The sequence below is a fragment of the Streptosporangium sp. 'caverna' genome (assembly GCF_003203775.1).
Lineage (GTDB): Bacteria > Actinomycetota > Actinomycetes > Streptosporangiales > Streptosporangiaceae > Streptosporangium > Streptosporangium subroseum.
Map to the genome: position 1 here is coordinate 8,648,836 of NZ_CP029711.1, position 24,340 is coordinate 8,673,175.

Sequence of the window (24,340 nt, forward strand, 5' to 3'; positions counted from 1 at the left end):
AAATGAGGGTTTTCTTCTCTCCGCGCTTCTGCGCCCTCGCGCAACGGCGGCGGCTGGATCCGGCCGCCGGCGTGGATCGCCGCCGCCAACCGGCGCGGCCCCGTCGTCGTCATCACCCGGCTCGGGGCACGCTCCCGGGACTACTCCTTATCGGCCTCCTGCCGGAACCAGTCGAGCACCTGCGGCATGGATCGCATGACCGATCCGGTGTGGTCCACGTCCCCGACGTCGGTGAGGCTCGCGTCGAAGCCCTTGCTCCGCAGATCCTTCAGGCAGCTCACGGAGTTGGCGATGGCCACGTCGCGGTCGCCGTTCGCGGCGAACAGCCGTACGGGCACCCCGGGCCGCAGGTCGCGGCAGGTGGTGTCGTTCGCCCTGATCGCCTTCAGCAATGCGCCCGAGGGCTTGTCCAGCTGCTTGAGGTAACCGGGGGTGAGGAGTTTCTCCACCGTGGGCGGCAGGCCGGCCACGATCGTGTCGAAGTCCTGGCTCCCGTCGAGCAGGTTGGTGATCTTCTTGTCGTACGGCGGGCGGAAGGCCTGCGCGGGGGTGGCATAGAGGTTGTAGATCCGGTCCATCGAGGTGAGCCAGTAGGCGAGGTAGAAGGTGGCGGAGCGTTCGTCGAGCCCGCCGTGGAGCGCGGCGGGCAGCTCGGCGTCCTCGAGGTCGAAGGGACCGCTGACCGGCGCGACGGCCGCCACGTCGAGCTCCTCGTCCTTCTGGAGAGCCGCGCCCAGGGCCATGGCGGCGTGGCCGCCCTGGGAGAAACCCGTCACCAGGATCCGCCTGTCGAGCGTGACCTGCTTCTGGCCGGCCAGCGTCCGGGCGGCCTTGAGCAGGTCGAGTGAGGCACCGGCTTCGGTGGCGGTGTGCATGTAGGGATGGGGGCCGGGTCCGCCGCCCAGGCCGAGGTAGTCGGGGGCGACCGCCGCGAAGCCGTGGGTGGCGAAGTAGGCCGCCAGGTAGCTGCCGTCGGTCTGGGTCTCCACCGACGGGGCGTCCTTCCTCGTCGCCATCGTGCCGTGCGCGTAGCTGACCACGCGCAGGTTGTGAGCGGGCACGCGGGGCAGGACGACCGCGCCGGTCGCGGTGGTCGGCCTGCCCTGCACGTCGACGGTCCGGTAGGTGACGCTGTAGACGTCGATCCCCTTGGCGTTCTCGATCGCCGGGAACCCGGCATTGCCGAGGTAGTCGTTGACCTGCTTGCCCGACAGGTGGGCCGACCGCTCGGCCTTGACCAGGGCTCCCCGGGTGGACCCCGTGACGGTGGCAGCGGCGGCGGTGCCGGCGGTGGAGGTGGCGGCGGTGGCGCTGGTCACCGCTGCGAGGGGGGCGACGGCGATGAGTGCGGCGCAGGAGAGCGCGAGAACGCGGCGGGGGTTTTTGATCACGTTTGAGAGATTAGGTCTCCACCGAATGCCGCCCCCAGCAGGCCATCACCCGGATCCCGGGTAGCGCACACCGAGGATTCCCGGTAGTGCGCTCCGAGGTTTCCGGTAGTGCACGCCCTACTCTCAGGTCGTCGGCGGGCGCCTGCCGAGAGCCGTAGGCCGGTGCGAGCCGTCCTGTCCGGACACCGAGATCATGGCGTATTGTAGTGAGCGTTATAGATTTGGTCGATACCGGGAGGCCATCATGGCGGGAGGACGACCGCGCGGCTTCGACGTCGACGAGGCGCTCGACCAGGCGGTTGAGGTGTTCTGGCGCCAGGGCTACGAAGGCACCGGGATTTCAGACCTCACCAGGGCGATGGGTATCAATCCGCCCAGCCTCTACGGCACCTTCGGGAACAAGGAGGAGTTGTTCCGGAAGGTCCTCGACCGCTACACCGAAGGCCCCGCGCGCTACATTCGCGAAGCGTTCGAGCAGCCGACGGCGCGGGCCGTCGTCGAGCATCTCCTGCACGGTGCCGTTGACGGGACGACGCGTCCCGACTGCCCTCCCGGCTGCCTCACGGTGCAGGGCGGGCTTGCCTCCGCTCCCGGCGCGGAGGGCGCCCGCGACGAGATGGCGGCGCGCCGAAGGATGGGCGAGACCTTCCTGCGTGCGCGGCTGGAGCAGGCCCGCATCGAGGGGGAACTGCCGGACGACGCCGACCCCGACGGCCTCGCCCGCTACTTCGCCACCGTTCACCAGGGCATCGCCGTTCAGGCGTCCGGCGGCGCGAGCCGGGAGCAACTGCACCAGACCGTCGACTTCGCCATGCGTGTCTGGCCGTCACGGGTAGACGCCTGATCGCGGCCGGGGAATCCCCGTCACACCCGGGAAGGGCCGGGGGACGGCGGTAGCCGTATGCCCCGGGCAGCCGGGACACGTCAGCGGGTCAGCACGGCCAGTTCACGCCATTCGGGCAGGGGCAGGCCGGAGCCGGCGCCCACCACATGCAGGCAGACGTGATCGGCGCCGGCCTGGTGGTGCGCGCGGACGCGGTTGCCGATGGTCTCCACATCGCCCCAGGCCACGACGGCGTCGATGAGCCGGTCGCTACCGCCACCGGCCAGGTCCTCCTCGGTGAAGCCCTGACGGCGCAGGCTTCGGGCGTAGTGGTCCATGGCGAGGAACCCGCCGAGGAAGTCCCGGGCGGCGGCGCGCGCCTTGCCGGGGTCACGCTCCAGCACGACCGCCTGATAGGGCGCGATGAGGGGGCCGTCACCGAGCAACTCCCTGGCCGCGGCCGAGTATTCCGGGGTGACCATGAAGGGGTGCACGCCCGCGGTGCGCCGCCCTGCCAGCTCGGTCATTCTGGGGCCGAGCGCGGCCATGAGTCGTTCGTCCGCGGGCACCCCCGGGGCCTGGTCGAGCTTGTCCAGGTAGGCGCTCATGTCCGACAGCGGTCGATAGGCATGTCCCGCGCTCTGTGCGGCGGCCGGGTCGCTGACACCGAGCCCGAGGAGCAGCCGGCGGCCGTACCCGTCCTGCAGCCGCGCATGCCCGGCTGCCATTTCGGTGGCCTGGTGCCGCCAGATACTCAGCACCCCGATCGCGACCTTCGTGCTGCGGGTGGCTCGCAGCAGCCGCTCCGAGTCGCCGAGGATGTCCCCGCCTCCCAGGCCCGGGATCCACAACGCTCCCCAGCCCAGTTCGTCGAGCTCGGCGGCGGCATCCGTGATCTCTCCCGGATCCGCCATCCGCAGCTCGATGCTCCAAAGGCCCGTTCGTCCCAAATCCATGACATGTATCCCGTCTGCGCTGGTGGTGCTCTTGTTATGGATGTAAGGAGGCGGCCGTTCACCGCAAGCCGCCCCCTTCGGCCCCGCCCCGCAGCGGGGAAATCTGTGCAAGCGGTCAGATCTGGTTGGTGCCGCCGTCGACGAAGAGCTCGGTTCCGGTGATGAAGACGCTCTGGTCCGAGGCGAGGAAGAGGGCGGCATCGGCGACCTCCTCGGGGCGGCCCAGGCGCCCCAGGGGGATCTTGCCGGCCAGGAAGGTCTTGAGCTGGACGGCCTGCTCCTGGTCGGGGGCCAGGCCGTCGATCCCCGGAGTGTCGATCGTGCCGGGGGCGATGGCGTTGACCCGGATCGCCCGGCCCCTGAGCTCGGCGGCCCAGGTGCGGGCGAAGGACCGCACCGCGGCCTTGGAGGCCCCGTACACGCCGAACGCCTCATTGCCGACGGTGGCCGCGGTGGAGCCCGCGAGGATGATCGAGGCGCCGTCGTTCAGCAGCGGCAGCGCCTTCTGCACCGTGAACAGCGTGCCCTTGACGTTGGTGCCGAACGTCGCGTCGAAATGCTGCTCGGTGACCTGCTCCAGGGTGGAGAACTCACCGCCGCCGGCGTTGGCGAACAGCACGTCGATGCGCCGGCCCTGCTGCGCGACGGCCTCGTAGAGCCGGTCGAGGTCGGCCAGGTTGGAGACGTCGCCGACGACCCCGGTGGCGCTGGGGCCGATCTTGGCCACGGCGGCGTCGAGTGCGTCCTTACGGCGGCCGGTGATGAACACGTGCGCGCCCTCGGCGGCGAACCGCTGAGCGGTGGCCAGACCGATGCCGATGGTGCCACCGGTGACGATCGCCGTCTTGCTGTCAAGCTGTCCCATGATCTGGTGCTCCGAATCAAAAAAGATGGGGTGATACCCTCGAACCAAAGACGTAACATTTCTTGTTACATCACACTCCGAGCATGCCAATGCGATCGGGGTTGCGAGGTGGGAGTGAGGCACGTTTTGTAGTGCTCGATAAGAAACTAGATTGCTTCGAGCCCCACGTCAAGCGGGACGGCGAGACGCCACCCGGATCCCCTGTGACACACCCGAGATTTCCGGTCCCGGTAGTGCACGCCCCTCGACGACCTGGGAGGTGGTGTGACGGCCGGGCCGGTCTACCTGGATGGGGTGCCACAGCTGCTGATCGCGGCCGAGTTCGTTCAGATACCTGGCGACGGTCGAGCGCCGGTCACGCTTCGCGAAAATCGGCGCTAACGACCCTCTGGCGAACGTGAAGATGCATGTCGCTTCCCGTCGCGCGCGACCTTCCAGATGAAATAGAGATCGATGAGGAGCACCGCGGCATTCATCCCGACCATCGGCCAGATCGCGATAAGGACGTTGTAGACAACGAGCATCACGGAAGCAACCGCGTTGATGATCCTTAGTCGGAGGACCTGCTTCTGGAGGAGTGACAGGATCAGGACCCCGGAACCTGTCCAGCCGAACACGTCGAGCCACAGCTGAGGGTCGTTCATCGCTTTTTCCCCTGGGGAATCCTGGCTGTGCGGCGGTAGGCCCTACGGATCATGATGTCTGAGTAAGAAGCCGTGTCACCACGTCGGCGACGTCGTCCTTGACCTCGAGTACGACCGTGCATGTTGCTCCGCTCTGTGGCGGGAAGCCCCGGAACCGGTTCCTGAGATCGCAGATGGTTGCTCCGCGCGCCGGCCCGTGACCACACTCGACATGCACGCTCGTCAGCGGGGCGAGCGCCGGGGTGACGTTCCCAAGCGCGAGCAGGGCGGCCAGTGGGTCGTGAAGTGCGATGCGTTCGGTGGAGTAGACGCCCTCGTAGAACGTGAAGTATGGACCGACAACCGCAGCGATCACCGTGGCGAGAGGCGATGGTGCTCGCGCGATGAGTGTGTGTTGCGCCCGGGTGAGAGTGTGTTCCATCGTGACGTCCAACGGCACGAGGGTGAGGGGCCAGCTCGCATTGAGGACTTCGTGCGCAGCCTCGGGGTCGTGAAAAATGTTGGCCTCCGCTCCGGGGGTGATGTTTCCCGGCACCAGTGCGTTTCCGCCCATGAGAGTCACTGATTTCACAAGCGAAGCGATTCCGGGATCCAGGCGGAGAGCGAGGGCGAGGTTGGTGAATGGACCGATCGCGATGATCTCGAGTTTCCCTCGATGCTCGTGGGCGAGGCGAACGATCGCCTCCGCGGCACTCTCTCGTCCTTGCGGATGGCGAGCGATGCCGAGGGAGGTTGCGAGTCCGATGTCTCCAAGGCCGTCGGTGCCGTGGATGTGTGATACCCCTCCGTCGAAGACGCCGTTCAGCGGCGAGGAGGCACCTCGATAGACGGGAACGGTGCCGGCATCGGCCACACGCAGAAGAGCGAGGGCGTTGCGAGTCGTCTGATCGACGTCGGTGTTCCCGAAGACGGTCGTTACGGCGACGAGTTCGGCTGAGGGGTCTGCCAGGATCACGGCCAGCGCCATCGCGTCGTCGATTCCAGGATCGGTGTCCAGGAGGATCGGGCGGAGCGGTCTCACAGGTGCGACCCGCCTTCGCGGTCCGACAGCCAGGCGTTGAACCGGTCCCGGGTCGGGTAGGACGGTTGGGCACCGGCGTACTGAGCCGCGTAGGCGGCGACACCGGCGGCGGTTCTCGCCGCGGAGACGAGTTCAGCGCCTGCGGCGATTTCACTCGCGATGACGCCCGCGAACGCGTCGCCGCAGCCCGTCGTGTCCATGGCTCTCACACGAGGGGTCGGTACGCGCTGTGGCGACCGGTCCGGCCCGGCGGACGAGTCGATGACAAGGGCGCCTTCCGCGCCGAGCGTGATGACCGCCCTGTGCACCCCGAGTTGGTCGAGCTTTTCGGACAGTTCCCCATCGGAGATGTCGAGCAGGGAATCGATACCGCACAGTTTCGCCGCCTCGTGCTCGTTGACGATCACGAGGTCCGCCATCGCGGCGAGGAATGCCGCGCCCTCGCTGTACGGCGAAAGATTGAGGATGACCGTGACACCGTGCGCGGAGGCTGCGATCACGGTGTCACGGACGACGTCCAGGGGAATTTCGAGGCACAAGCTGACAGCCGACACCTCCGTAATCGCTTCCAGGGATGAGCGCACGTGCTCAGAGGTGAGCTGCGTGTTCGCGCCCGGCGACACGATGATCAGGTTCTCCGCCGCATCGTCGACGGCGATCAGAGCCACACCCGTGGTCGCCGAAGGAATCACACGGACGTGGGTGGTGTCGATTCCCGTGTTCTGGGCCTGGCTGATGAGCTCATGCCCTTCGGGATCGGAACCAACGGCTGCGACAAGGGAGACATCAGCTCCCATAAGGGCTGCGACTGCGGCCTGGTTTGAGCTTTTTCCGCCGGGGCTCCGACAGATGTCCGACCCGAGAACCGTGCTTCCCGGCTGGGGAAGGACCGTTGTTCTGACGGTGAGGTCGAGATTCATCGAGCCGACGACGACAAGTCGTCCGCCTCCGGTCATGTCAGCTCCGTTTCACGGAAGAGTGACGGTGGAGCCGAGGCATGCACGATCGCGTCCACTATCCGGTTCGCGATGTGGTTCTTGTCGAGCGCGGTTGTGATCCGTGTGGAGCCTGCCGGATCCGGCAGGAACACGCTGCGCCCCGCCTCGGTGCCGCCGACGGAAATCATCACGCGCCCAGGCTCGGAGAACTCGAACAGTTCGGGGTGAAGCAGGGTGAGAACGGCGACGGGGTCATGGGGGACGTTCCGTTCGCGCCGCCAGTGGGTCCACCACTGGCGGATGTCGGCGTCGAGCGCGGCACCGAGCTCTCCTCCCGCGGAGATTCTCGTCAACTGTTCGGCCTCGAACTCAAGCTGTTCGGTGACGTCAAGCCCGGTGACGGTTGTGGGGATGCCGGAGGTGAAGACGATGGCCGCGGATTCATCGTCGCTGCGGAAGTTGTGCTCGATGCCTGTCCCATCGATGCCGGTGCCTCCATCGAAGATTCCGCCCATGACCCAGAGGTGCCTGACATCGGCGGCGAAATGGTCGTTGGCTCGGATGGCGGCGGCGATGTTCGTCAGCGGTCCGATGGCGACAATGTCGATCTGGCCTGGGTTCTCCGCAACAGCGCGAGTGAGGAACTCCACCGCGGGCTCGTCGCTCACGGACTCGCGCTCAAGATCGTGGTGGAGAGAACCTTCGATCCCGGCCCACCAGACCTCCCGTCCGGACCGAGGGGATCCGATACCGGCGTAGGTGGGAGTATCCCGGTCGGCCAGGGAGCTGAATCGTCTCACGAGACGTGCTCTGAGCAGGGTGTCGCCGTACACCGTGGTGACGCCGAGGAGGTCGATCGACGGCGTTCCCAGGATGACGGCCAGGGCCATCGCGTCATCGACATCGGATCCGAGATCGGTGTCCAGAATGACATGGTGTTGCGTGCTCAAAACGAGCATCCTCCTTGAGGGGAACGAATGCGGCGCTGCGCCGAATGTCCATTCGTGGATGCGGTGTTATTTGATTCCGGACGTGCTGGCGCTCTGCACGAAATAGCGCTGGAAGGCGATGATTATCACCAGGGGGATCAAGGTGAGGACCATTGAGCCCGCGAAAAGAACCCCGTAGTCCACCGTGTGCTGCCCCTGCAGGTTGGCCAGGGCGATGGGCGCGAGCATGTGCTGGGAATCGGTGCCGACGAGAAGCGGCCAAACGTAGGACTGCCACTGGAAGAGGAACAGCGTCAGGCCTGCCCCGATCAGTGCGGGAACCGACAGCGGCAGGTAGAGCCGCCGGAAAATACCCCACCACCCCAGACCGTCCAACCGCGCCGCTTCGACCAGTTCCGTCGGAACAGCGAGGAAGAAGGTCCGCAGCAGGAAGATCGCCATGCCGTTGCCAAGGCCGGGGAGGATTAATCCGGCGTAGGTGTTGACCAGATTCCAGTTCCGGAAGAGGTTCGCGAGCGGGATCGCGATGGCGTCGAACGGGATGAGGAAGCTGATGACGATGAGGACGAAGACGACGCTCCGGCCGCGGAACGGGATCGCGGCGAGGGCGAACGCCGCAGTCGAGCAGATCACCAGCCCGACGAGGACCGTGACGGCGCTCACGAGAATCGAGTTCAGGGTCGCGGCGCCGAGATTGCTTGAGAACAGGGCCGTGTAATTGTCGAATTTCGGGGTGAGCGTGAAGAGCGTCCGCCATTGCAGCGGATCGAGGAAGGCGAACGTATCCGCCGATGGACGGAGAGAATTGATGAACGTCCACCAGAGCGGGATCAGGAACAGGAGTCCGACGACGGCGCCCAAGACGCTCAGGCCGATGTAGCCGACAGAGAGACTTCGCCGAGCCTTCCGGGCCGAGGTACGGGGTGCGGTGACGGCCATCAGTCGGCGCTCCTCAAAAGGCGGAATTGAACGGCGACGACGATGAGGGCGAGCAGCACGAGGATGATCACCTCTGCCTGGGCTTTGTTGAGGTCACCGAGCGCGTACGCCCGGTTGTACAGGTCGTACATCAGAAGATTCGTCGACCCGTCCGGACCGCCCTTGGTGAGGATCTGTGGCGGCGCGAAGACCAGGAAGTTCGCCACGGTGTCGGCGACGAGCACAAACGCGAGCGGCCTGCGGACCATCGGGAACGTGATCGACCACATTTTTCGCCACCCGGATGCACCGTCGAGAGACGCCGCCTCGTAGATTTCCTCCGGGATATCGTTGATGCCGGCGATCAGAAACATCATCCAGTACCCGATCCCGATCCAGCTCAGCAGCACCATGATCGACGCGAGAGCCTGGTGCGGCGACGTCAGGAACGGTTGTGCCGGGATCCCGAGCATTGACAGAAACGAGTTCCCCAGGCCGTCTGGGCGATAGATGACGCTCCACACGACGGCGGAAACAGCGGGAGGGGCCGCGATCGGGACGATGACCAACGACCGCCAGATGCGTGCGCCCGCCGCCTTACGGGTGTAGAGCGTCGCGAGCAGGAACGCGAGACCCACCTGCACCGGATTGATCACCACGGTGAACACGAGCGTGACGAGCAGAGCGCCCTGGAAACCGCTGTTGGAGAACAGATCCGCATAGTTGTCCAGGCCGACGAACACCGGGTCGGGGTTGAGGATGCCGGTGTGGAACAGGCTCTCCCACAGGGAGATCGCCGCGGGTGCCAGCCGGAGGACCACCAGGCTGATCAGCGCTGGTGCGAGAAAGGCCAGCGCCACCCATGCGTTCGACGACCGGCGATGCCGGGTGAGGCGGCGAGGTTCCGCCTCACCCGAGCGCTGAGGATCGGCTTCCGTACCGGAACGGGAAAGAGAGGTCACTTCAGCTGAGCCCAAGCGTCCGTGATCTCCTTCTGCGCTTGCGCCAGGCGATCTTTCACGGGTGAGCCGTTGAGGATGTCGCCGAACGCCTTGTTCGCGGCATCTTCAAACTGCGGGTATCCGACGCTGACGGGCCGAGGTGTCGCGGTGTTCTTGATCTCGTATGCGATGAGCTTGCTCGCTCCGGCGCTGTGGTCACCGGCGATCGTGTCAAGTTGCTGAAGGTACTTGGCCTGCGCGGCGAGATTGGAGGGGATGTTCGAGGTGGTTCCGCTCGTGGCGAGGCTTCCATCGGTGTCCAGCGCGGCGAACTTCATGAACGTGAGCGCGGCCGCCTTGTTCTTCGAAGCGGAGTTGAGCCCCCAGGACCAGGAACCTGTCGGAGTGTTCGTCCCTCCGCCCTTGAAGGAGGGCATCGGGGCGATTCCCCAGTCGACACCTGAGTCGGCGAACGTTCCGAGGTCCCACGATCCGCCGACGAAGAAGGCGAGATCGCCGGCCGCGAACACGGGACTGGTCTGAAAGTCCCCGATACCGCGGGGCGAGAGCTTGGAGTCGAAGGTTTCGGAGTACCAGCTCATGGCCTTGTTCCAGCCGTCGTTGGCGACATCGGCGGTGAGGTTGTCATCCCCGGTGAATCCTGAGCCCCCTCCCGCCGATTCCATCAGCGGTTGCAGCTGGTAGTAGGCGTTCGGTTGTTCCAGGAGGAGCCCATACTTCGTTCCGGCCGCTTGGGCCGCTTTACCCTCGGTTTCTATCTGCTCCCAGGTGAGCCGTTGCGCGGGATCGATCGACGGGTGCGCGACACCGGCCGAGTCGAGTGCCTTCTTGTTGTAGAAGAGCATCTGCGCGGAGTTGGAGATCGGAAGCGCCCACAGCTTGTCCTGGTAGACACTCACTTCATATTGGGCATCGGATACGGCCGACTTGGTCTGATCCTTCAGGTCACTGAGGTCTTCCAAAAAACCTTGCGCCGCGAGCTGAGCCATCCGTGGCTGATCGACGCCGTACACATCGATCGTGTCGTCTTTGGCACCGAGTCGTTGCTGAAGGGTGGAGTTGTACTGGGCGAACGGAATCTGCGTATACGTCACCGCGATATTCGGATTGGCGGCTTCAAATGCTTTGATGACGGCGGTATAAGTACTCGGGTCGTCAGTCGCGACGAAATTGACCTCACCGATACCGTCACCCTGACCGGCAGCCGCGCTGGAGTCCGACGAGGCCGAACACCCTGCGAGCAGGACAGAGCCGACCGCGATGAGTGCGATGACTCCTGGAATGCGTTTCTTCATGGGCACTTCTCTGTGAAGGAAGAGACAAGGCATCTATGCGCTTAGATTAGGTACTTCGCACCGCCCCGTCAAGTGGGCACTGCTGCTATGATGAGCTGCAGACGATGGCTGCCAGTCCAGACATCTATGCGATTAGATCTAGGGATGAGGAGACGATGGCGACCGCGAGCGACGTTGCACGGCTGGCCGGGACATCCACTGCCGTCGTGAGCTACGTGTTCAACGACGGTCCTCGCAGGGTTGCGCCAGAAACGAAAGAGCGCGTGCTCAAGGCCGCTGAGATGCTTCAGTACAAGCCGAACGCCCTCGCGCGCGCCCTGAGCGCAGGGCGTTCACAGTCAATCGGCCTGGTCGTTCCGGATATCACAAATCCTTACTTCGCCGAGTTCGCGCGCGCGATCGAAGAGGAAGCGATCGCCAAGGACCACTTGCTCCTCATTGGCGATTCCGCGATGACGGTCGAACGCGAGATCAGACTCATCGACACCTTCGTCGACCGGCGCGTTGATTCTCTCGTTCTCGCCTCGCTACGACAGCCACTTGACCTGAGTCACCTGCGCCGAGCGCGCATCCCCGTGGTCACACTTCACCGTGTGAGAGATGGCGAACATGCGTCGTCTCTGGTTATCGACTACGAGGAGGCGGCGTACGTCGCCACGAAGCATCTGGCAGAGCAGGGTTATCGAAGCATCGGGATACTAAACGGACCCGAAGGCTCGGTTCAAGGAAACGATCGGCTTCTGGGATTCACCCGAGCGGTTCGAGAGTTCGATATCGAGGCGAGCGAGCGAAAGTCGCCGCTCACGCGCGCTGCCGCGCATGACGTTTCCCTTGAGTGGCTTGAGGCCGATGACCGGCCGCGGGCTCTCTTCGTGACGTGCGACGAGCAGGCATTCGGCGTGCTTTCGGCAGCCCACAGCCTTGGGCTCGGAGTTCCCCATGATCTCGCTGTGATCGGCGTCGACGGCACCGAGTCGGGGAAGTTCACCGTCCCGCCCCTCTCGTCCATCAGGCAACCGGTCCGAGCGATGGCGCGAAAGGCAGTTGAGATCTTGGTTGGCAGGACGGTGGATGACCCGGTGGCCCACGAGGTGTTCGACTTCGAACTGAAGGTGCGCGAATCATCATTGTCCGGCTGAAGCCACCGAAGGCCAGGACGTCCTGTGCTGGGACACCAAGGACCCCGGTCCCGACAAACGGCCCATCGTGAACGCGGATTACGGTGGCCCCGAGGTCTTCACCGGTACCCTCACCGAGCTCCTTGTCGCCGAGCTCACGGGCCATGACGGACTTGGCATGACCAGCTCCGAGTTCGGTGATCCCGATGAGTGGGCATGGCCGATCCGGGGTCCACGCGCAGCCCCGTAACGACGGGGAAGCCGGCGCGTGCGGCTGCTGCACTACGACTGGCCGCCCGGGTGACCGGTCCACCGACTGCGCGGACACGCCGGAGGATACGCGCAGCCGTTCGCTCTACGCGGGAACGTCGTAGACGACCGGCTCGCCCACGCCGCCGGCGACGGCCGACCATCGGCCGTCAAGGGTTATTCGTCATGAGACGGTGATGACCACCTTGCCCTGAGCGTGTCCCTTGTCGAGGTAGCGGATGGCGTCCGGGACGGCGCTGAGCGCGTACGTCCGGTCGATGACCGGAGTGATCTTCCCGGCTTCGGCGTGCCGGCGCAGCAGGTCGAGGTCGTCGCCGCTCGCCTTCGTCACCATCGGCGCCAGCCGCTGACTGATCAGCGGGGAGAGCACGAGCAGTTTGAGCGGACCGAGCAAGGGTCGGATCCACATCCCCTTGAGCGGCCTGCCGACGGCCACGAGCACGCCGTTCGGGGCGAGCAGCCGCCTGATCACGGGCAGGGGATGGTTGCCGACCATGTCGATCATCAGGTCGTAACGGCGCCCCGCCCCGGTGATGTCGTCGCGGGTGTAGTCCACGACGTGGTCGGCGCCGATCGAGCGGACCATGTCCACGTTGTGGGTGCCGCACACGCCGGTCACCTCGGCGCCGTACGCCTTGGCGAGCTGCACCGTGAACGTGCCCACGCCTCCCCCGGCGCCGTTGACGAGCACCTTGTGCCCAGGCAGGACGCGGCCCTTGTCGCGCAATGCCTGAATGGCGCTGAGCGCCGACACCGGCATGGCCGCCGCCTCCTCGAAGGAGAGGTTGGCCGGCTTCTTGGCCACCATCCCGTCCTGGGGAAGGCTGGCGTACTCGGCGAACGCCGCACTGCGCGCGGTGGGCGCCATGCCACGGCCGCCGTAGACCTCGTCTCCCGGCCGGAACCTGGTGACGTTCCCGCCCACGGCCTCGACGCAGCCCGCCATCTCGCCGCCCAGGCCGATGGGCTTGGGCCGGGGCAGGCCGCACAGCAGGCGCATGAAGTACGGCGTGCCCGTCATGGTGCGGACGTCGAGCGGGCTGACGGCGGCCGCCTTCACCCTGACCAGCACGTCGTCATCGCCGACAGCGGGCATGTCGACGTCCTCCAAGCTCAGGACATCGGGCGGACCATACCGGTTGAAGCGGACTGCCTTCATGACGTCTCCTCAAAGGAATGCGACCGGAGGGGGATGACCTCGTGTCCGCGCAGCGCCTCGAGGAACAGCTGGAAGCCGCCGCAGACGCAACAGCTCAGGACCGTGCCGTCGGCCTGTACGTCACTGACTCCCGACGCGCGCGCCACCTGCCGTACGGGCGGGGCGCCGACGAAACCGACCTCGACGCGCTGTATCGCCGGCTCCTCGGACATGCTCGTCACGGTAGGCAGCGGAGCCGGGCCGCCGATATCACGGAGATTCGTGATTCGGTAGTAGTGTCCAGGTCAATCATGGCCAGACCGCCGCGCCTCTCGGGCAATCTGCCGGCCGAAGCGACCAGCTTCGTGGGCCGCCGCCACGAGCTGGCAGACGTCAGGAGGAAACTCACCGAGGCGCGCCTGGTCAGCCTCGTCGGGCCGGGCGGGGTCGGCAAGACGCGCCTGGCGATCAGGATGGCGGCCGATCTCGGCCGTGGGTTCCCGGACGGGGCGTGGCTGGTGGAGCTGGCCGAGGTACGGGATCCGGCCCGGGTCTGCGACGCCGTGCTGACGGCCCTGGACCTGCGGGACCAGGCGGCGACCAAGCCTCTGGCCCGGCTGCTGTCCTACCTGCGTGACAAGAAGCTGCTGCTGGTGGTGGACAACTGCGAGCACCTGGTCGAAGCGGCCGCCCGGCTCGTGACAGAGGTGCTGAAGGCCGCACCGGGTGTGCGGGTGATGGTCACCAGCCGCGAGCCGCTGTCGGCACCGGGCGAGCACGTGGTCCCCGTGCCGCCGCTCGAACTGCCCGTGGCTCACACGGCTCTCGCGCGGCTCCGGCAGAACGAGGCGGTCGCGCTGTTCGTGGAACGGGCCGCGGCGGGATCGGGCGCGTTCGAGCTGACCGCGGCGAACCAGGCGGCCGTGGTCGATCTGTGCCGCCGGCTCGACGGCCTGCCCCTGGCGATCGAGCTGGCGGCCGTCAGGACCCGGGTGCTCACCGCCGGGCAGATCCTCGATCGCCTGACCGACCGGTTCGGGCTGCTCGTCGGGGGTGGCCGGGCCGCGCTGCCGCGCCATCAGACATTGCGTACGACCATCGATTGGAGCCACGACCTGCTGGCGGCGGGCGAGCAAACGTTGTTGCGGCGGTTGTGCGTGTTCGCGGGCAGGTTCACGCTCGAAGACATCGAGTACGTCTGCGATTCCGCGGACGCGTTGGACCTTCTCTCATCGCTCGTCGACAAATCCCTGGTGATGAGGGAGGACGCCGGAGATCTCGCCTGCTATCGGCTGCACGAGACGATGCGCGAATACGCCGTTCTCAAGCTGCGAGCGGCCGGTGAGGAAGAGGCCGTCGAACGGCGATTCGCCGACTACTACAGAACGAGGTGCCTGCGTTCCACGGCCGAGGCCCGATTTCGGCTTGTCGAGTGGCTCGAGTGGATGGACCTGGAGATCGACAACGTCCGGTCGGTTCTCCGGCGATCCCTGGACCAGGAGGATTTCTCCGGCGGAATGGCCCTCGCCGTCTCCCTCGGCTGGTACTGGATGACGCGGGCGACCAATGAAGGCGTTCGGTGGCTCGACGAGCTGATCGCGTCCGGAGGCGGTGATGCGCGGGGACACTTCATGCGCGGATTCCTGGCCGTGCTGCAGTCCGATCCGGTAACCGCCGGATCGGCGCTCGAAAAGGCGGTGGCGGCGGCCCGGGAGCCGAGCCTGCTGTCACAGTCGCTCTCTCTGGCCTCGATGGCCGCGAACATGGCTGGTGATCGCGAATCCGCCGAGCGCCTGCTCGGTGAGGCCCGCGCGGCGTGCGACGACCTCCCGGCCACCCTCATGTCGCTGCAGGCCCAGTCGCTCAACGGACTGTTCGACGGCGATCTCGACAGCGTGAGATCCGCGTCGTCACAAGGCGTGCGGATCAGCCGGGAAATCGGCGACCTCTACAGCCTCGACATGATGCTGTTCAACCACGGCTCAGCCATGCTGATGGCCGGTGATCTCGGCGAATCCAAGCCACTGTTCACGGAGGCGCTGCGAATCGCCCAGCGGATCGACGACCGGGTGGCGCAGCATTGCCTGCTCGACGCCTTGGGGTGCCATGCCGCCGGCTCGGGCGAGGCGCGGCTCGCGGCGCGACTGCTGGGGGCGGCGGAAACCGTGCGCACGGGCGCGGGCGCGGGCATCCTGCCCTTTCTCGTCCCACTCGTCACCCGGGCCGAACAATCGGCGGCGGCGGAACTCGGGCCCTCCGGGTTCGAGGCCGAATTCAAGGCGGGAAAACGCCTGAGCCGGGCCGCCGCCATCGGGCTGGCACTCGGCGAATCGCCTCAGGTCGCCGCCTCCGCCGACGTGACGCCGCTCGGGAAGCGGGAGGCAGAGGTCGCGCGACTGGTCGCGGACGGTCTGAGCAACAAGCAGATCGGGGCCCGGCTTTTCATTTCCGAGCACACCGTGGACAGTCATGTTCGCCATATCCTGAACAAGCTCGGGTTCAAGTCGCGTACTCAAATCGCCGCCTGGATGGCATCGTCCGACCAGTAAAGAGGACTCGTGGAGCTCCCGCTCCGGATCGCGAGCAAAATCGGTGCCGGCCCAGCAGGACGGCACCCGAATCCCCAGTGACCTGCCCCTCGGATTCCCGGCAGTGCACGCCCTACTCTCAGGTCGTCGACGGGCCGCCGTCGGTTTCGGTCTGGGCGGTGAACCAGTCGAGGCAGGCGACCACCACGTCCCACACGGCTTCGTCCGCCATCAGGTCGATCTCGAAGGAGGGGTAGAGCTCCAGTTTGGCCGCAGACAGCTCCACGCCTGGAGCGTCGTTGAAGCGCCTGCGCAGCTCGTCGCGGAGAATGGGATCGTTGAACGGGATGCGCTTCTTGAGCGTCCCGAACGGCACTTCCACCGTCTTGGAATAGAAACGGACCATCGTCAGGGTCTCGCCACCATGCCTGACGAAGGGCGCGCACGAAGCCCCCGCCGAACGACCGAACTGCACCTCACCTCCACGGTCGCGCCACCAGTCCAGCAGCCGGGAGACCGCACCGGCCGCCTGCGGTCCACGCGCGTCGCCCAACTGCTGGAAGAAGCGCGCCTCGTGTTCATCGACATCGGCGTGGTCGTCGTCGGCTGCGAGCTCTGCCTCGCTGAGGTTCAACGCGCCGGGAAGGTCCAGCAGCTCGGCCAGCTCCCGTGCCGAGATTCGCTGGCCGGGGTCGGCGCGGTCGGCGTCGTCGAGTTTGATGCCCTCGGCGCGGAGGACCTCATGAACATCACGATCGTCGTCTTCATCCACCCACTGGAACCCCTTGGAAACCTGCCCAGCCGCGTTCAGCACCCGATGGGCGTTGAGCACCTGTGACTTGGCCAGGTGGGCGCCGACAGGAACGGCGTGCGAACCGATCAGCTCGGCCAGATCACCGTAGGTCGTCCAGGTGCCCGCAGGCAGTGCCGCGAGGGCGGCATGAAGCAACGTCCAGTCCCGAGAGGGACCGACCGGGCCGACGTCCATCGGGCTCGGCCAGATCTCGATCGCTCGTGAGGCGAGTCCGTCGGCACGAGACTGGATCTCCGTCTTCCCCCACCGCTCACGCTGGGCGATCTCCTGGTTCATGGCGATACCGCTGCGACCGAGGAAGTCACGCTTCTTGTCGAACGACATGTTGCCGAGCTCGGAGTTGTAGCCGCTGAGCGTGAGGTTGCCGAGAGTGTGCACCAGTTCCTTGTGAAGGCGGTCGGCATCCCCGTCGGAGGCGAGCTGCTCCCGCCAATCGGCGGTCGGGCTCTGCGGGAGCACATGCTCGATGGTGATCTTCTTGTCGGAGAGCTCCACCGCTTCCTTCGCCCCGTAGGACTCCTCCAACCGGCAGAGCACGAGCTTCTGCTGCGCCGTACGGCCCTGCCAGTAGAACGCCCGGCTCCGGATGTCGGCACGGAACTGCTCATCGGACGACCAGTACAGCCGGGCCGGCGAGAGCCCGGCGCGCAGAGTGTCGGCCGGCTTCTCTCCGGTCAGCTCCCGGGTCAACCGCATGAAGATCTTATTGAGGCTGCCGGTGGCGACTCCCCCGATGAGACGGCGGACCAGGAAGCTCTCGATGTAGCGCTGTGCCTCCACCACCTCGTCCTCAGTGGCATCACCGCTGTCGCGAAGCTCCAACAGGCGCATGATGACCGGGTAGGCGGTGCTCCCCTTCCACTCGTTGAGGAAGCGCAGGCGCGCGTCGATCTCTGACTCGCCATTGGGCTCAAGGATCTGGTGAAGGTACCGAGCGCGGCGGGCGAGGTCCTTGACGTAGTTCTCGACCCGATCCTCGACGTTTCCGCTGTCCATGGTCACGGCCCGGAGCAGCTCCTGATGACCGCGGTAGGTGTCGTTGTACTGCGCCTCGTCACCCCGGTCGAGGATTAGGGCCAGATACATCAGCTGGTCCATCCCCTTGGGGCCGAGCCTCTTCTGCATCGGCAGCCAGTGGACGTCGTAGACGTACTGTCCCTTGGTCGGCAGGTGCATGAAGACGTAGTTGCGGATCAGGTCGACCTGGCTGAGTCTCATTCCGGTGTTGTTGATGGACTCGAAGATCCGGAAGGCGTTATCGTCGTCCTCCACGACGATCTGCACGAGGTTCAGCCGGTTGAGGACGATGCTTTCAATGCGTGCGATGTCGTGGGGATCCGCCGGGTCGTCGACCGCCACCAGCTTGGTGCGGAAGAACTGGTAGGCACCCGCGATCCGGCTGTCGGTATCGCCGAACGGCTGTCCTTCGACGCAGTCTTTGAAGGCCTGACGGTCCACCTGGGTCGGCAGCAGGCGGTATCTCAGGTCACCGGGGCTGAACTTGTTGATCAGATGGGTCTCGTTGATCCGGTCACGATGCAGAGGATCCTCGGCGACCTGGTGGTCGCGGAGAGCGCACAGGGCCACCATCAGCGTGGTCAGTCGTTGCTGGCCGTCGACCACCAGCCACTGTGACCTGCCGGGCGAGTTCTCTGGGCCGGGTGCCAGCACGACCGAGCCGAGGAAATGGCTGTTGTCCTTTCCCTGCTCGATCCGGTCGGCCTGCAGCTCGATGTCGTTCCACAGCGTGGCGAGCTGTTCGCGCTCCCAGGAGTAGGGCCGCTGGTACAGCGGCACCAGCAACTGCTGCTCACCACCGATGAGTCCTCGCAGCGTCGTCTCGTTGGCCTTCACGTCGACCCCTTTCGGAACGTTACAACCACGGAAGATCAACGATCCTTACATGACTGGTTGCCCTACGTATACAGAAAGCTAGGAAGCGATTAATAAATGCCTCTACCTGCCGGACTAGAAGTAGTGGTCCTGAATTTTTTCCTGGGCACTCAAATACTTCATAAGCCATGCGATGTACACAAAAGCAACAAATTCCCATTCACCACGAACGACAAGACTCCAGCTCACGATCGCCGTCGGATCGAATAATCGATCCCGCAAGCCGTTCGATGGCGCCGAGCAGGTCAGCCGGTTGCAGGGTCAGGTCGATCGCGTGTTGCGCGATCTCGATCCCCGCGCCTCGCACCACATGCCGGTACGGCTCCGCCTCCCCCTTGGCGTACACCAGATGGCCGCGCTCGAGGCCGAGCGCCGTGCAGTACGCCAGCATCTGGTAGAGATCGGCGCCGTGGCCGCCAGGACCGGCCGAGATCTTGTACTTGCTATCGACCACCGCGGCCGGGATTTCCTTGCCTCCGGCGTCAACGACATAGCGCACCAGGTCAGGCTTGAGCAGCACCCGCTGCCCGTGGTCCAGATGGTGGCGCTTGTCCTGCAGCTCACTTCGCCCGCCATGCGGCCGGAGCGCCTCTGTCAGGGCTACGGTCACGAAGTCCTCGAAGACCCGCCACATCTCCACCAGCAGGCCGTTCACCCGGACGGCCGTGCCATCGTCCAGCTCGTAAGAGGCTCCGCGAAGAACGAGCTCGGCCAGCCCGAGCGCGGTGTGATAGCGCGTGTTGATCCGGCTGGACAACCAGGCCGGTAACGGCCGTCCCGGCACCAGCGCGGTGACGCCCGCCAGCCTGGCGATGACGTGCCGCAACGTCTTACGGGTCTGTACCGCAAGGCCAGGCAGCCGCAGCAACCGCGCCGACGCGGCCAGCAGCAGCCGGTTCTCGGCGATGTCGACGGTGTAGTCGTCGTAGCGGACCTCGACGGGGAGCGGCAGGCCGTACCGGCGGCGGAGCTGGTCGGCCTCGCGGATCCGGCCCCGGATGACCGGGAGAGCCTCCTCCATCTCCAGGTAGCCCTGGAGCACTCCCTGCCGGAGGGCACGGTCGGCGGCCATCGCGTAGGCGTGCGCGAGGGCCGGAAGCAACTCGGCGTGCTCCCCCGCGTTCACCTCCTCCTGTCGCCAGCCGCGTGGCCGGCGCGCGTATCCGAGGAGGAAGAACACCCGGTCCACCGGCGTCTTCGGCGTGATGCGCACCTCGACCCCGCCGATGACGGCCGCGCCCACGTATCCGTTGTCGCGGACCTTCCAGAGCCCCGCGCGCGGTCCCGGGCCCACCCGGACGGCTCTCGCCGTCACCAGGGCCGCCACCTGCTCGGTCGTCAGCTCGCACTCGACCGGCAGAGCGCCCTCCGTCAGTTCGATCACGGAGTGGGCTCCTGGTCGAGGCCGAGCCGTTGCCGCAGCGTGGCCAGGCCGTACCGCTGTGAGACATCGACCCCGTCGCCGTAGTGGTGCTCCTCCAGAAGCGGAAGGATTTGGGTCCGCCAGACCCGCTCGAACCCCTTCGCGTCCTGGTGGATCCTCTCCCGCATCAGATACGAAGGACCGATCTTGAAGTCGCGGTCCTCGATCCGGGCGTTGAGTTCCCCCAGCAGGCGAGAGGCATCGACCGGCAACCCCTTGCCCGCGAGCCAGCGCCCCAGCACCTCCCGGGTCGGCGTCTCCTCCGGGTGCAGCTCCACAAACGCGAAGCGACGCCGCATGGCCGCGTCAACCAGCGCGATCGACCGGTCAGCGGTGTTCATCGTGCCGAGGATGATCAGGTTCTTGGGCAGCGTGAACGCCTGGCCGGTCCCCTCCGCTGAGGAGTACAGCAGGTCGATGGCCTTGTCCCGATACTCCAGCAGGAAGTACAGCTCACCGAAGATCTTCGCGAGGTTACCCCGGTTGATCTCGTCAATGATCAGAACATGCGGCTCCTCGGGGTGCTGCCGCGCGGCATCCACCAGACGCAGCAGCGGCCCCGGCAACGGCTTGAAGGTCACGCCCTGCCCGTCGGCGGTCTGCACCGGTCGGAAACCCTCGAAGAAATCCTCGTAGGAGTACGCCGGGTGGAACTGCACGAGCTTGACGTTCTCCGGCTTCCCACCGGCCAGAAACTGGGCCAGATGCTGCGCGATGTAGGTCTTCCCGGTCCCCGGCGGCCCGTAGAAAATCATCTGAGGACGGTCACGGAGCAGCTCCACGCACTCCTGCAGCCAGTCCTGGTCGACGAGCAGTTCCTCGGCCAGCTCTATGCCGACGTCCGGCAGCACCATCTCCCGGACGACCGGCGGCCTCACCGGCCCCGGCCCGACCAGCGCTTCCAGCTCCTCGACGAATTCCGTCAGGTCGAGCACATCGTGCTGGGTGGCCAGCTTGGCCGCGATCTCGTCCGGCAGGTCGTCGGCGAAGTCGAGCGGGGCCTTCGGGTTCAACCACTCGACCGGTCGTTGCAGGTTGGCCCGGTTACCCACACTGGCCCGGAACGCCGGACCGCCCCTGATACGGCCCAGATAGACCTTTCCTCCGTCGTTGCTGAGCACCAGGTCGTCCTCACGCATGCGCGACAGGAACGCGTGGAACTCGGCCGTCTTCTTCAACCGGTCGTTGTACGAGCCGTGCGCGTAGTCCTCGTCAACGGCCGCCTGGATCGCTTCCTGTGTCACCCCGGCGAGGAGCTCGCGCAGCTTGGACGCGGGAAGCGAACAGTAACCGTCGGCCAGCCAGTCCTCCACCAGACTCATCCCGTGCACGTTGGACCCGCGCACCAACCAGGCCCGCCGCGGACGGTCCGACCCGTCAACGGCCACCGGATCCTCGATCACCAGCTGATGCAGATCGGCGCCGGGGATCCGTCGCTCCTGCGGCACCATACCGAGCATGGCGTCCAACCCATCCGAAGTGAGCAGCCCTTGCCACTCCTTACGCAGCCGCTCATCGACATGCGCGTCATCCGGAATACCGCCATCGGAATCCAGCACCCGGTGCCAGCCCTCGGGCCGCTCGCCTTGGAACAACCACACCAGCCGCGTGGCCTCAAGACCGGCCTGCGAGGCGAGGTCTCCGGCAGCGACCCAGCTTCCTTCCGGTACGGCTCCCGCCAACCGCTTGGCCGACTCGAACCCCGCCTTGTTCTGCTCCCAGTAGTGATACCCGGCGCTGGACCCCTCGGTGAAAGATGAGACATCGAGATGACGCTTGATGGCAGTACGGCCGAGCGGGGTCAGATACCAGCGACCATGCGCCTTGGTGACCCAGCCGGATTTGACCAGGCCTCCGCTCTTCCACTGAAGAGCGAGCTCCGGCCTGTTACTGCTCGCTCCGCCTGAGCTCCACTGCTCGTCCAGGTCCGGCATGCGCCCCTTGATCAAGGGCCACAGCTCGGAGACAGGCAGGCCGTCGGGGTGCTCAGCCAGAAACTGGGTGGCCATGAACAGGATTTGCCGAGTGAGCTCCATCCGCGATGCCATAGCTAAATGATCGTTAAATCCGATCTGATCATTACAACCTCGATCGAGCGTTCGATAACATCACGGCAATCGACTTTCAGTCCTCGATTTCGGCTTCAGTAGAACCGACCCCCGGGCGGTAAGGACTAAATCGAATCCGGCCAATACTTGGGCGGAGCAGCAGCCGGGTCAATAACGCGCAGGCGGCTGGCCGGCGCCGGGTCGATACTCCGCAATGTCACCAGACGTTGCCCATCTGCCTCAGCGAGGAGAGCCAGAGCAATGGGTAATCCAGCGGCGATCGTGGCCACCGCAAGACCGATCCCGATCAGGCCGGAGTGTTTGTGTGGGTATTCAATCCGATGCAGCCCAGAAGCGGCAATCGCCTGGACTTCCCGGGGACGTTGCATCTGCCGAGCGTCGTTGGTCAGGATGACGTGAAAACCCTCGGCCGCTGCCTGAAGATAAAGCTTCTCGTCTCGTGTTCCGGACCAGCGATCGAGGTCAAGAAGGTGAACGAGCTCGTGGCCCAAGACGAAAGCGGTGAGAGCTTGGTGGAGCGGCTTGGACACGTTTTCATCCAGCAACAGCCTCACGCAGTTCCTTGGGGGGATCGTAGCTGTCAACGTAGTCGGCGAAATCGGCGGCATCCAGGGCCGCCGTAGCAGTGACGCTCGGGTAGTAGTCAGAGATCCGTTCCGGGGAGACCCCGTCCCGGAGCAGCGCGGCGACCTCGTCATAGGGGACGCGAGTGCCTTCGATCACCGGGACCCCGCCGCGGATCGCCGGATCCACCGTCACATGCACGCGGGGCTGCAACAACGACGGGATATGCCTGCCGTCACGGTAGAACGGCTGCAGGACATCCACCATCTCGTGGATGACCACGTTGGCCTTCTTTCGCGCCAGGTCGATCGCTTGATCAGGGCCCGCCAGATAGATAGTGCTGCCGTCAGCGATCAGCGTGTAGGACGACAGGTGGTCCAGTTCTTTCAGATCGTCACGGAGCGTGTCGAGCGCCCGCCTGATCTTCTGCAGCGAAGCGTCGTTGCGCAGCTTGACGCAGGTCCTCAGCGCCACCACATCACGAAAGGAGTAAAGGACGGGCCGCGTGCTGGAGATCTCGGGTACCAAAACCGCGCCACGATTCACGCTGGCCTTACGCCAGTGTGCGAGCTGACGAAGCGTGGCACCCGACAGCGCCGCAGCCAGTTTCGGATCGTAAGTCATCGCTTCACCCCTTTCGCACCTCGTGAACCACTCTCTTGCCCTGTCATCATCGCAAATCTCTCTCGGCTGGTCAGCCGTTACACGATCTCCCCCCTTCAAGTGCGAGGCAGGATGTGTACCCGAAAACGACATCCCGCCCCGCACCTATCAGGTCGTCAGCCGACGCCTCGCCACACGGGCCGGCAGGTAGACGCTCCGACCAGAATCAGCGTGATGTGTCTCCACCTCGCATATCAGAGCTGTCAGGTCTTCCAGCTTGGCCGCCTCAACAGCTTCTGCGTTGTCACTGATCCAGCAGGGAAAGGCCCAGAATCGCCGCGCCCACACCCGCCACAGGATTACCCAATCCGAGTGGTTGGCCTGTAGACGGAGAGCTTGATCTGTCTCGGGTGCTACGACTCGCTGCGCCTCACCGGTGTGAGTACGTGCGCGATTCGCCTGGAGACAGCCTCGATGTCATCGACCGTGGCGATTTTTTCCGCCCAGCCCCACCAGAAATGCCACTGCTCTGCCTCCTGAGCCGCGTAAACGATCTCTGTCAGACTCGTTGCTTCCGGGTTGATCACTCGCAGGTAAGCAACGGCCCTTCCGTCCGCCGGACACACTCGAGCCAGGAAGCCCATGATCTGCAGCCGGTCACGGAGTTGTTCGAGGTAGTCGACCGCGCTGGCGGGGGTCGTCTCAGCGGCGATCCACCTGAGCTCTGCCCAGACGACGCGGCCTTCCGTGTCGCCCTCGACGCCCATGTGCGCGCTCAATGCAGCGACGATGGCCAGGCCTCGGCCGCCTTCGAGCATCTCTTCTTGGCCGGGAGAAAGAAGAGATGGCACCGTAGGTCCTCCGGCGTCTTCCACCGCGATCCGAACGGAATTTCTCGCCAGCCGGACTTCGACTACGAAGACGTCTTCGCATGACCGGGTGTGGATGACCGCGTTGGAGGCCAGTTCCTCGAGGCAGGTGATCGCATCATCGAGGACGGGGCACCCCGCCAGCAGCGCCGTAACGAGTTTGCGGACATCGTGAAGCTCGATCGCGTTACCGGGGAAAGACCGGCGCCACACCACGGCGCTCATGGTTCTGCATCCGAATTGCGAGGAGTGCGGGTTACATCCACCAGCGTCGTCATGCTGCTCACA

At 65.5% G+C, this 24,340-nt stretch carries 21 protein-coding genes; 3 read left to right on the forward strand and 18 right to left on the reverse strand.

Translation table 11 applies throughout. The features are described from left to right. Positions 1-140: 140 nt before the first annotated feature. Positions 141-1,391: a S9 family peptidase gene (locus tag DKM19_RS37300; RefSeq protein WP_110702415.1), complete on the reverse strand. Its 1,251-nt coding sequence runs from the start codon at positions 1,389-1,391 to the stop codon at positions 141-143. 244 nt (positions 1,392-1,635) lie between these two features. On the opposite strand from DKM19_RS37300, the gene DKM19_RS37305 reads away from it, so the two are divergent. Further along, the gene (locus DKM19_RS37305; protein WP_110702417.1) at positions 1,636-2,235 is read left to right on the forward strand and encodes a TetR/AcrR family transcriptional regulator; all 600 of its coding nucleotides are present in this window, start codon (positions 1,636-1,638) and stop codon (positions 2,233-2,235) included. Positions 2,236-2,315: 80 nt separating this feature from the next. Here DKM19_RS37305 and DKM19_RS37310 read toward each other — a convergent pair whose 3' ends face one another. The 9 genes from DKM19_RS37310 to DKM19_RS37350 all read right to left on the reverse strand — a co-directional run bounded on the left by DKM19_RS37310 (position 2,316) and on the right by DKM19_RS37350 (position 10,763). After that, a complete protein-coding gene (locus DKM19_RS37310) occupies positions 2,316-3,170 on the reverse strand; it encodes a TIGR03620 family F420-dependent LLM class oxidoreductase (protein ID WP_110702419.1) in 855 nt (284 codons plus the stop codon). Positions 3,171-3,285: 115 nt separating this feature from the next. After that, on the reverse strand, positions 3,286-4,035 hold the full coding sequence (locus DKM19_RS37315) for a glucose 1-dehydrogenase (RefSeq protein ID WP_110702421.1): 750 nt from the start codon (positions 4,033-4,035) through the stop codon (positions 3,286-3,288). A 377-nt stretch (positions 4,036-4,412) separates the two neighbouring features. Beyond that, positions 4,413-4,679, reverse strand: coding sequence for a YgjV family protein (locus tag DKM19_RS37320; RefSeq protein WP_110702423.1), 267 nt, complete (start codon positions 4,677-4,679; stop codon positions 4,413-4,415). Between the two features lie 49 nt (positions 4,680-4,728). After that, the gene (locus DKM19_RS37325; protein WP_204358406.1) at positions 4,729-5,700 is read right to left on the reverse strand and encodes a nucleoside hydrolase; all 972 of its coding nucleotides are present in this window, start codon (positions 5,698-5,700) and stop codon (positions 4,729-4,731) included. After that, a complete protein-coding gene (locus DKM19_RS37330) occupies positions 5,697-6,656 on the reverse strand; it encodes a ribokinase (protein ID WP_110702425.1) in 960 nt (319 codons plus the stop codon). Before DKM19_RS37330 ends, DKM19_RS37325 begins: the two co-directional genes overlap by 4 nt. Beyond that, complete coding sequence (locus DKM19_RS37335; RefSeq protein ID WP_110702427.1) at positions 6,653-7,597, reverse strand: nucleoside hydrolase; 945 nt, start codon at positions 7,595-7,597, stop codon at positions 6,653-6,655. Before DKM19_RS37335 ends, DKM19_RS37330 begins: the two co-directional genes overlap by 4 nt. Before the next feature lie 57 nt (positions 7,598-7,654). After that, positions 7,655-8,527 (reverse strand): carbohydrate ABC transporter permease, encoded by an 873-nt coding sequence (locus tag DKM19_RS37340; RefSeq protein ID WP_110702429.1) that lies wholly within the window; start codon positions 8,525-8,527, stop codon positions 7,655-7,657. After that, positions 8,527-9,366, reverse strand: coding sequence for a carbohydrate ABC transporter permease (locus tag DKM19_RS37345; protein ID WP_239513795.1), 840 nt, complete (start codon positions 9,364-9,366; stop codon positions 8,527-8,529). Before DKM19_RS37345 ends, DKM19_RS37340 begins: the two co-directional genes overlap by 1 nt. Before the next feature lie 98 nt (positions 9,367-9,464). Next, positions 9,465-10,763, reverse strand: coding sequence for a sugar ABC transporter substrate-binding protein (locus tag DKM19_RS37350; protein WP_162642048.1), 1,299 nt, complete (start codon positions 10,761-10,763; stop codon positions 9,465-9,467). Positions 10,764-10,867: 104 nt separating this feature from the next. Here DKM19_RS37350 and DKM19_RS37355 point away from each other — a divergent pair, with 104 nt between their 5' ends. Continuing rightward, positions 10,868-11,902, forward strand: coding sequence for a LacI family DNA-binding transcriptional regulator (locus DKM19_RS37355; protein WP_110702435.1), 1,035 nt, complete (start codon positions 10,868-10,870; stop codon positions 11,900-11,902). A gap of 412 nt (positions 11,903-12,314) precedes the next feature. On the opposite strand, the gene DKM19_RS37360 is transcribed toward DKM19_RS37355, so the two are convergent. Together DKM19_RS37360 and DKM19_RS37365 are read right to left on the reverse strand one after the other, a co-directional pair. Further along, on the reverse strand, positions 12,315-13,310 hold the full coding sequence (locus DKM19_RS37360; RefSeq protein ID WP_110702437.1) for an NAD(P)-dependent alcohol dehydrogenase: 996 nt from the start codon (positions 13,308-13,310) through the stop codon (positions 12,315-12,317). Further along, a complete protein-coding gene (locus tag DKM19_RS37365; protein ID WP_162642049.1) occupies positions 13,307-13,522 on the reverse strand; it encodes a hypothetical protein in 216 nt (71 codons plus the stop codon). The genes DKM19_RS37360 and DKM19_RS37365 overlap by 4 nt, the downstream gene beginning before the upstream one ends. Positions 13,523-13,600: 78 nt before the next feature. On the opposite strand from DKM19_RS37365, the gene DKM19_RS52830 reads away from it, so the two are divergent. Then, positions 13,601-15,838: a LuxR C-terminal-related transcriptional regulator gene (locus tag DKM19_RS52830; RefSeq protein ID WP_110702441.1), complete on the forward strand. Its 2,238-nt coding sequence runs from the start codon at positions 13,601-13,603 to the stop codon at positions 15,836-15,838. Positions 15,839-15,956: 118 nt separating this feature from the next. Here DKM19_RS52830 and DKM19_RS37375 read toward each other — a convergent pair whose 3' ends face one another. The 6 genes from DKM19_RS37375 to DKM19_RS37400 form a co-directional block, all read right to left on the reverse strand. After that, a complete protein-coding gene (locus DKM19_RS37375; RefSeq protein ID WP_162642051.1) occupies positions 15,957-18,485 on the reverse strand; it encodes a DUF262 domain-containing protein in 2,529 nt (842 codons plus the stop codon). A gap of 199 nt (positions 18,486-18,684) precedes the next feature. Then, positions 18,685-19,908: an McrC family protein gene (locus tag DKM19_RS37380; RefSeq protein WP_162642053.1), complete on the reverse strand. Its 1,224-nt coding sequence runs from the start codon at positions 19,906-19,908 to the stop codon at positions 18,685-18,687. Beyond that, positions 19,905-21,995, reverse strand: coding sequence for an AAA family ATPase (locus tag DKM19_RS37385; protein ID WP_162642055.1), 2,091 nt, complete (start codon positions 21,993-21,995; stop codon positions 19,905-19,907). Before DKM19_RS37385 ends, DKM19_RS37380 begins: the two co-directional genes overlap by 4 nt. Before the next feature lie 125 nt (positions 21,996-22,120). Beyond that, on the reverse strand, positions 22,121-22,570 hold the full coding sequence (locus DKM19_RS37390) for a hypothetical protein (RefSeq protein ID WP_239513796.1): 450 nt from the start codon (positions 22,568-22,570) through the stop codon (positions 22,121-22,123). After that, positions 22,551-23,204: a DUF433 domain-containing protein gene (locus DKM19_RS37395; RefSeq protein WP_110702449.1), complete on the reverse strand. Its 654-nt coding sequence runs from the start codon at positions 23,202-23,204 to the stop codon at positions 22,551-22,553. Before DKM19_RS37395 ends, DKM19_RS37390 begins: the two co-directional genes overlap by 20 nt. A 392-nt stretch (positions 23,205-23,596) precedes the next feature. Continuing rightward, complete coding sequence (locus DKM19_RS37400) at positions 23,597-24,277, reverse strand: ATP-binding protein (protein ID WP_110702451.1); 681 nt, start codon at positions 24,275-24,277, stop codon at positions 23,597-23,599. Positions 24,278-24,340 lie beyond the last annotated feature (63 nt).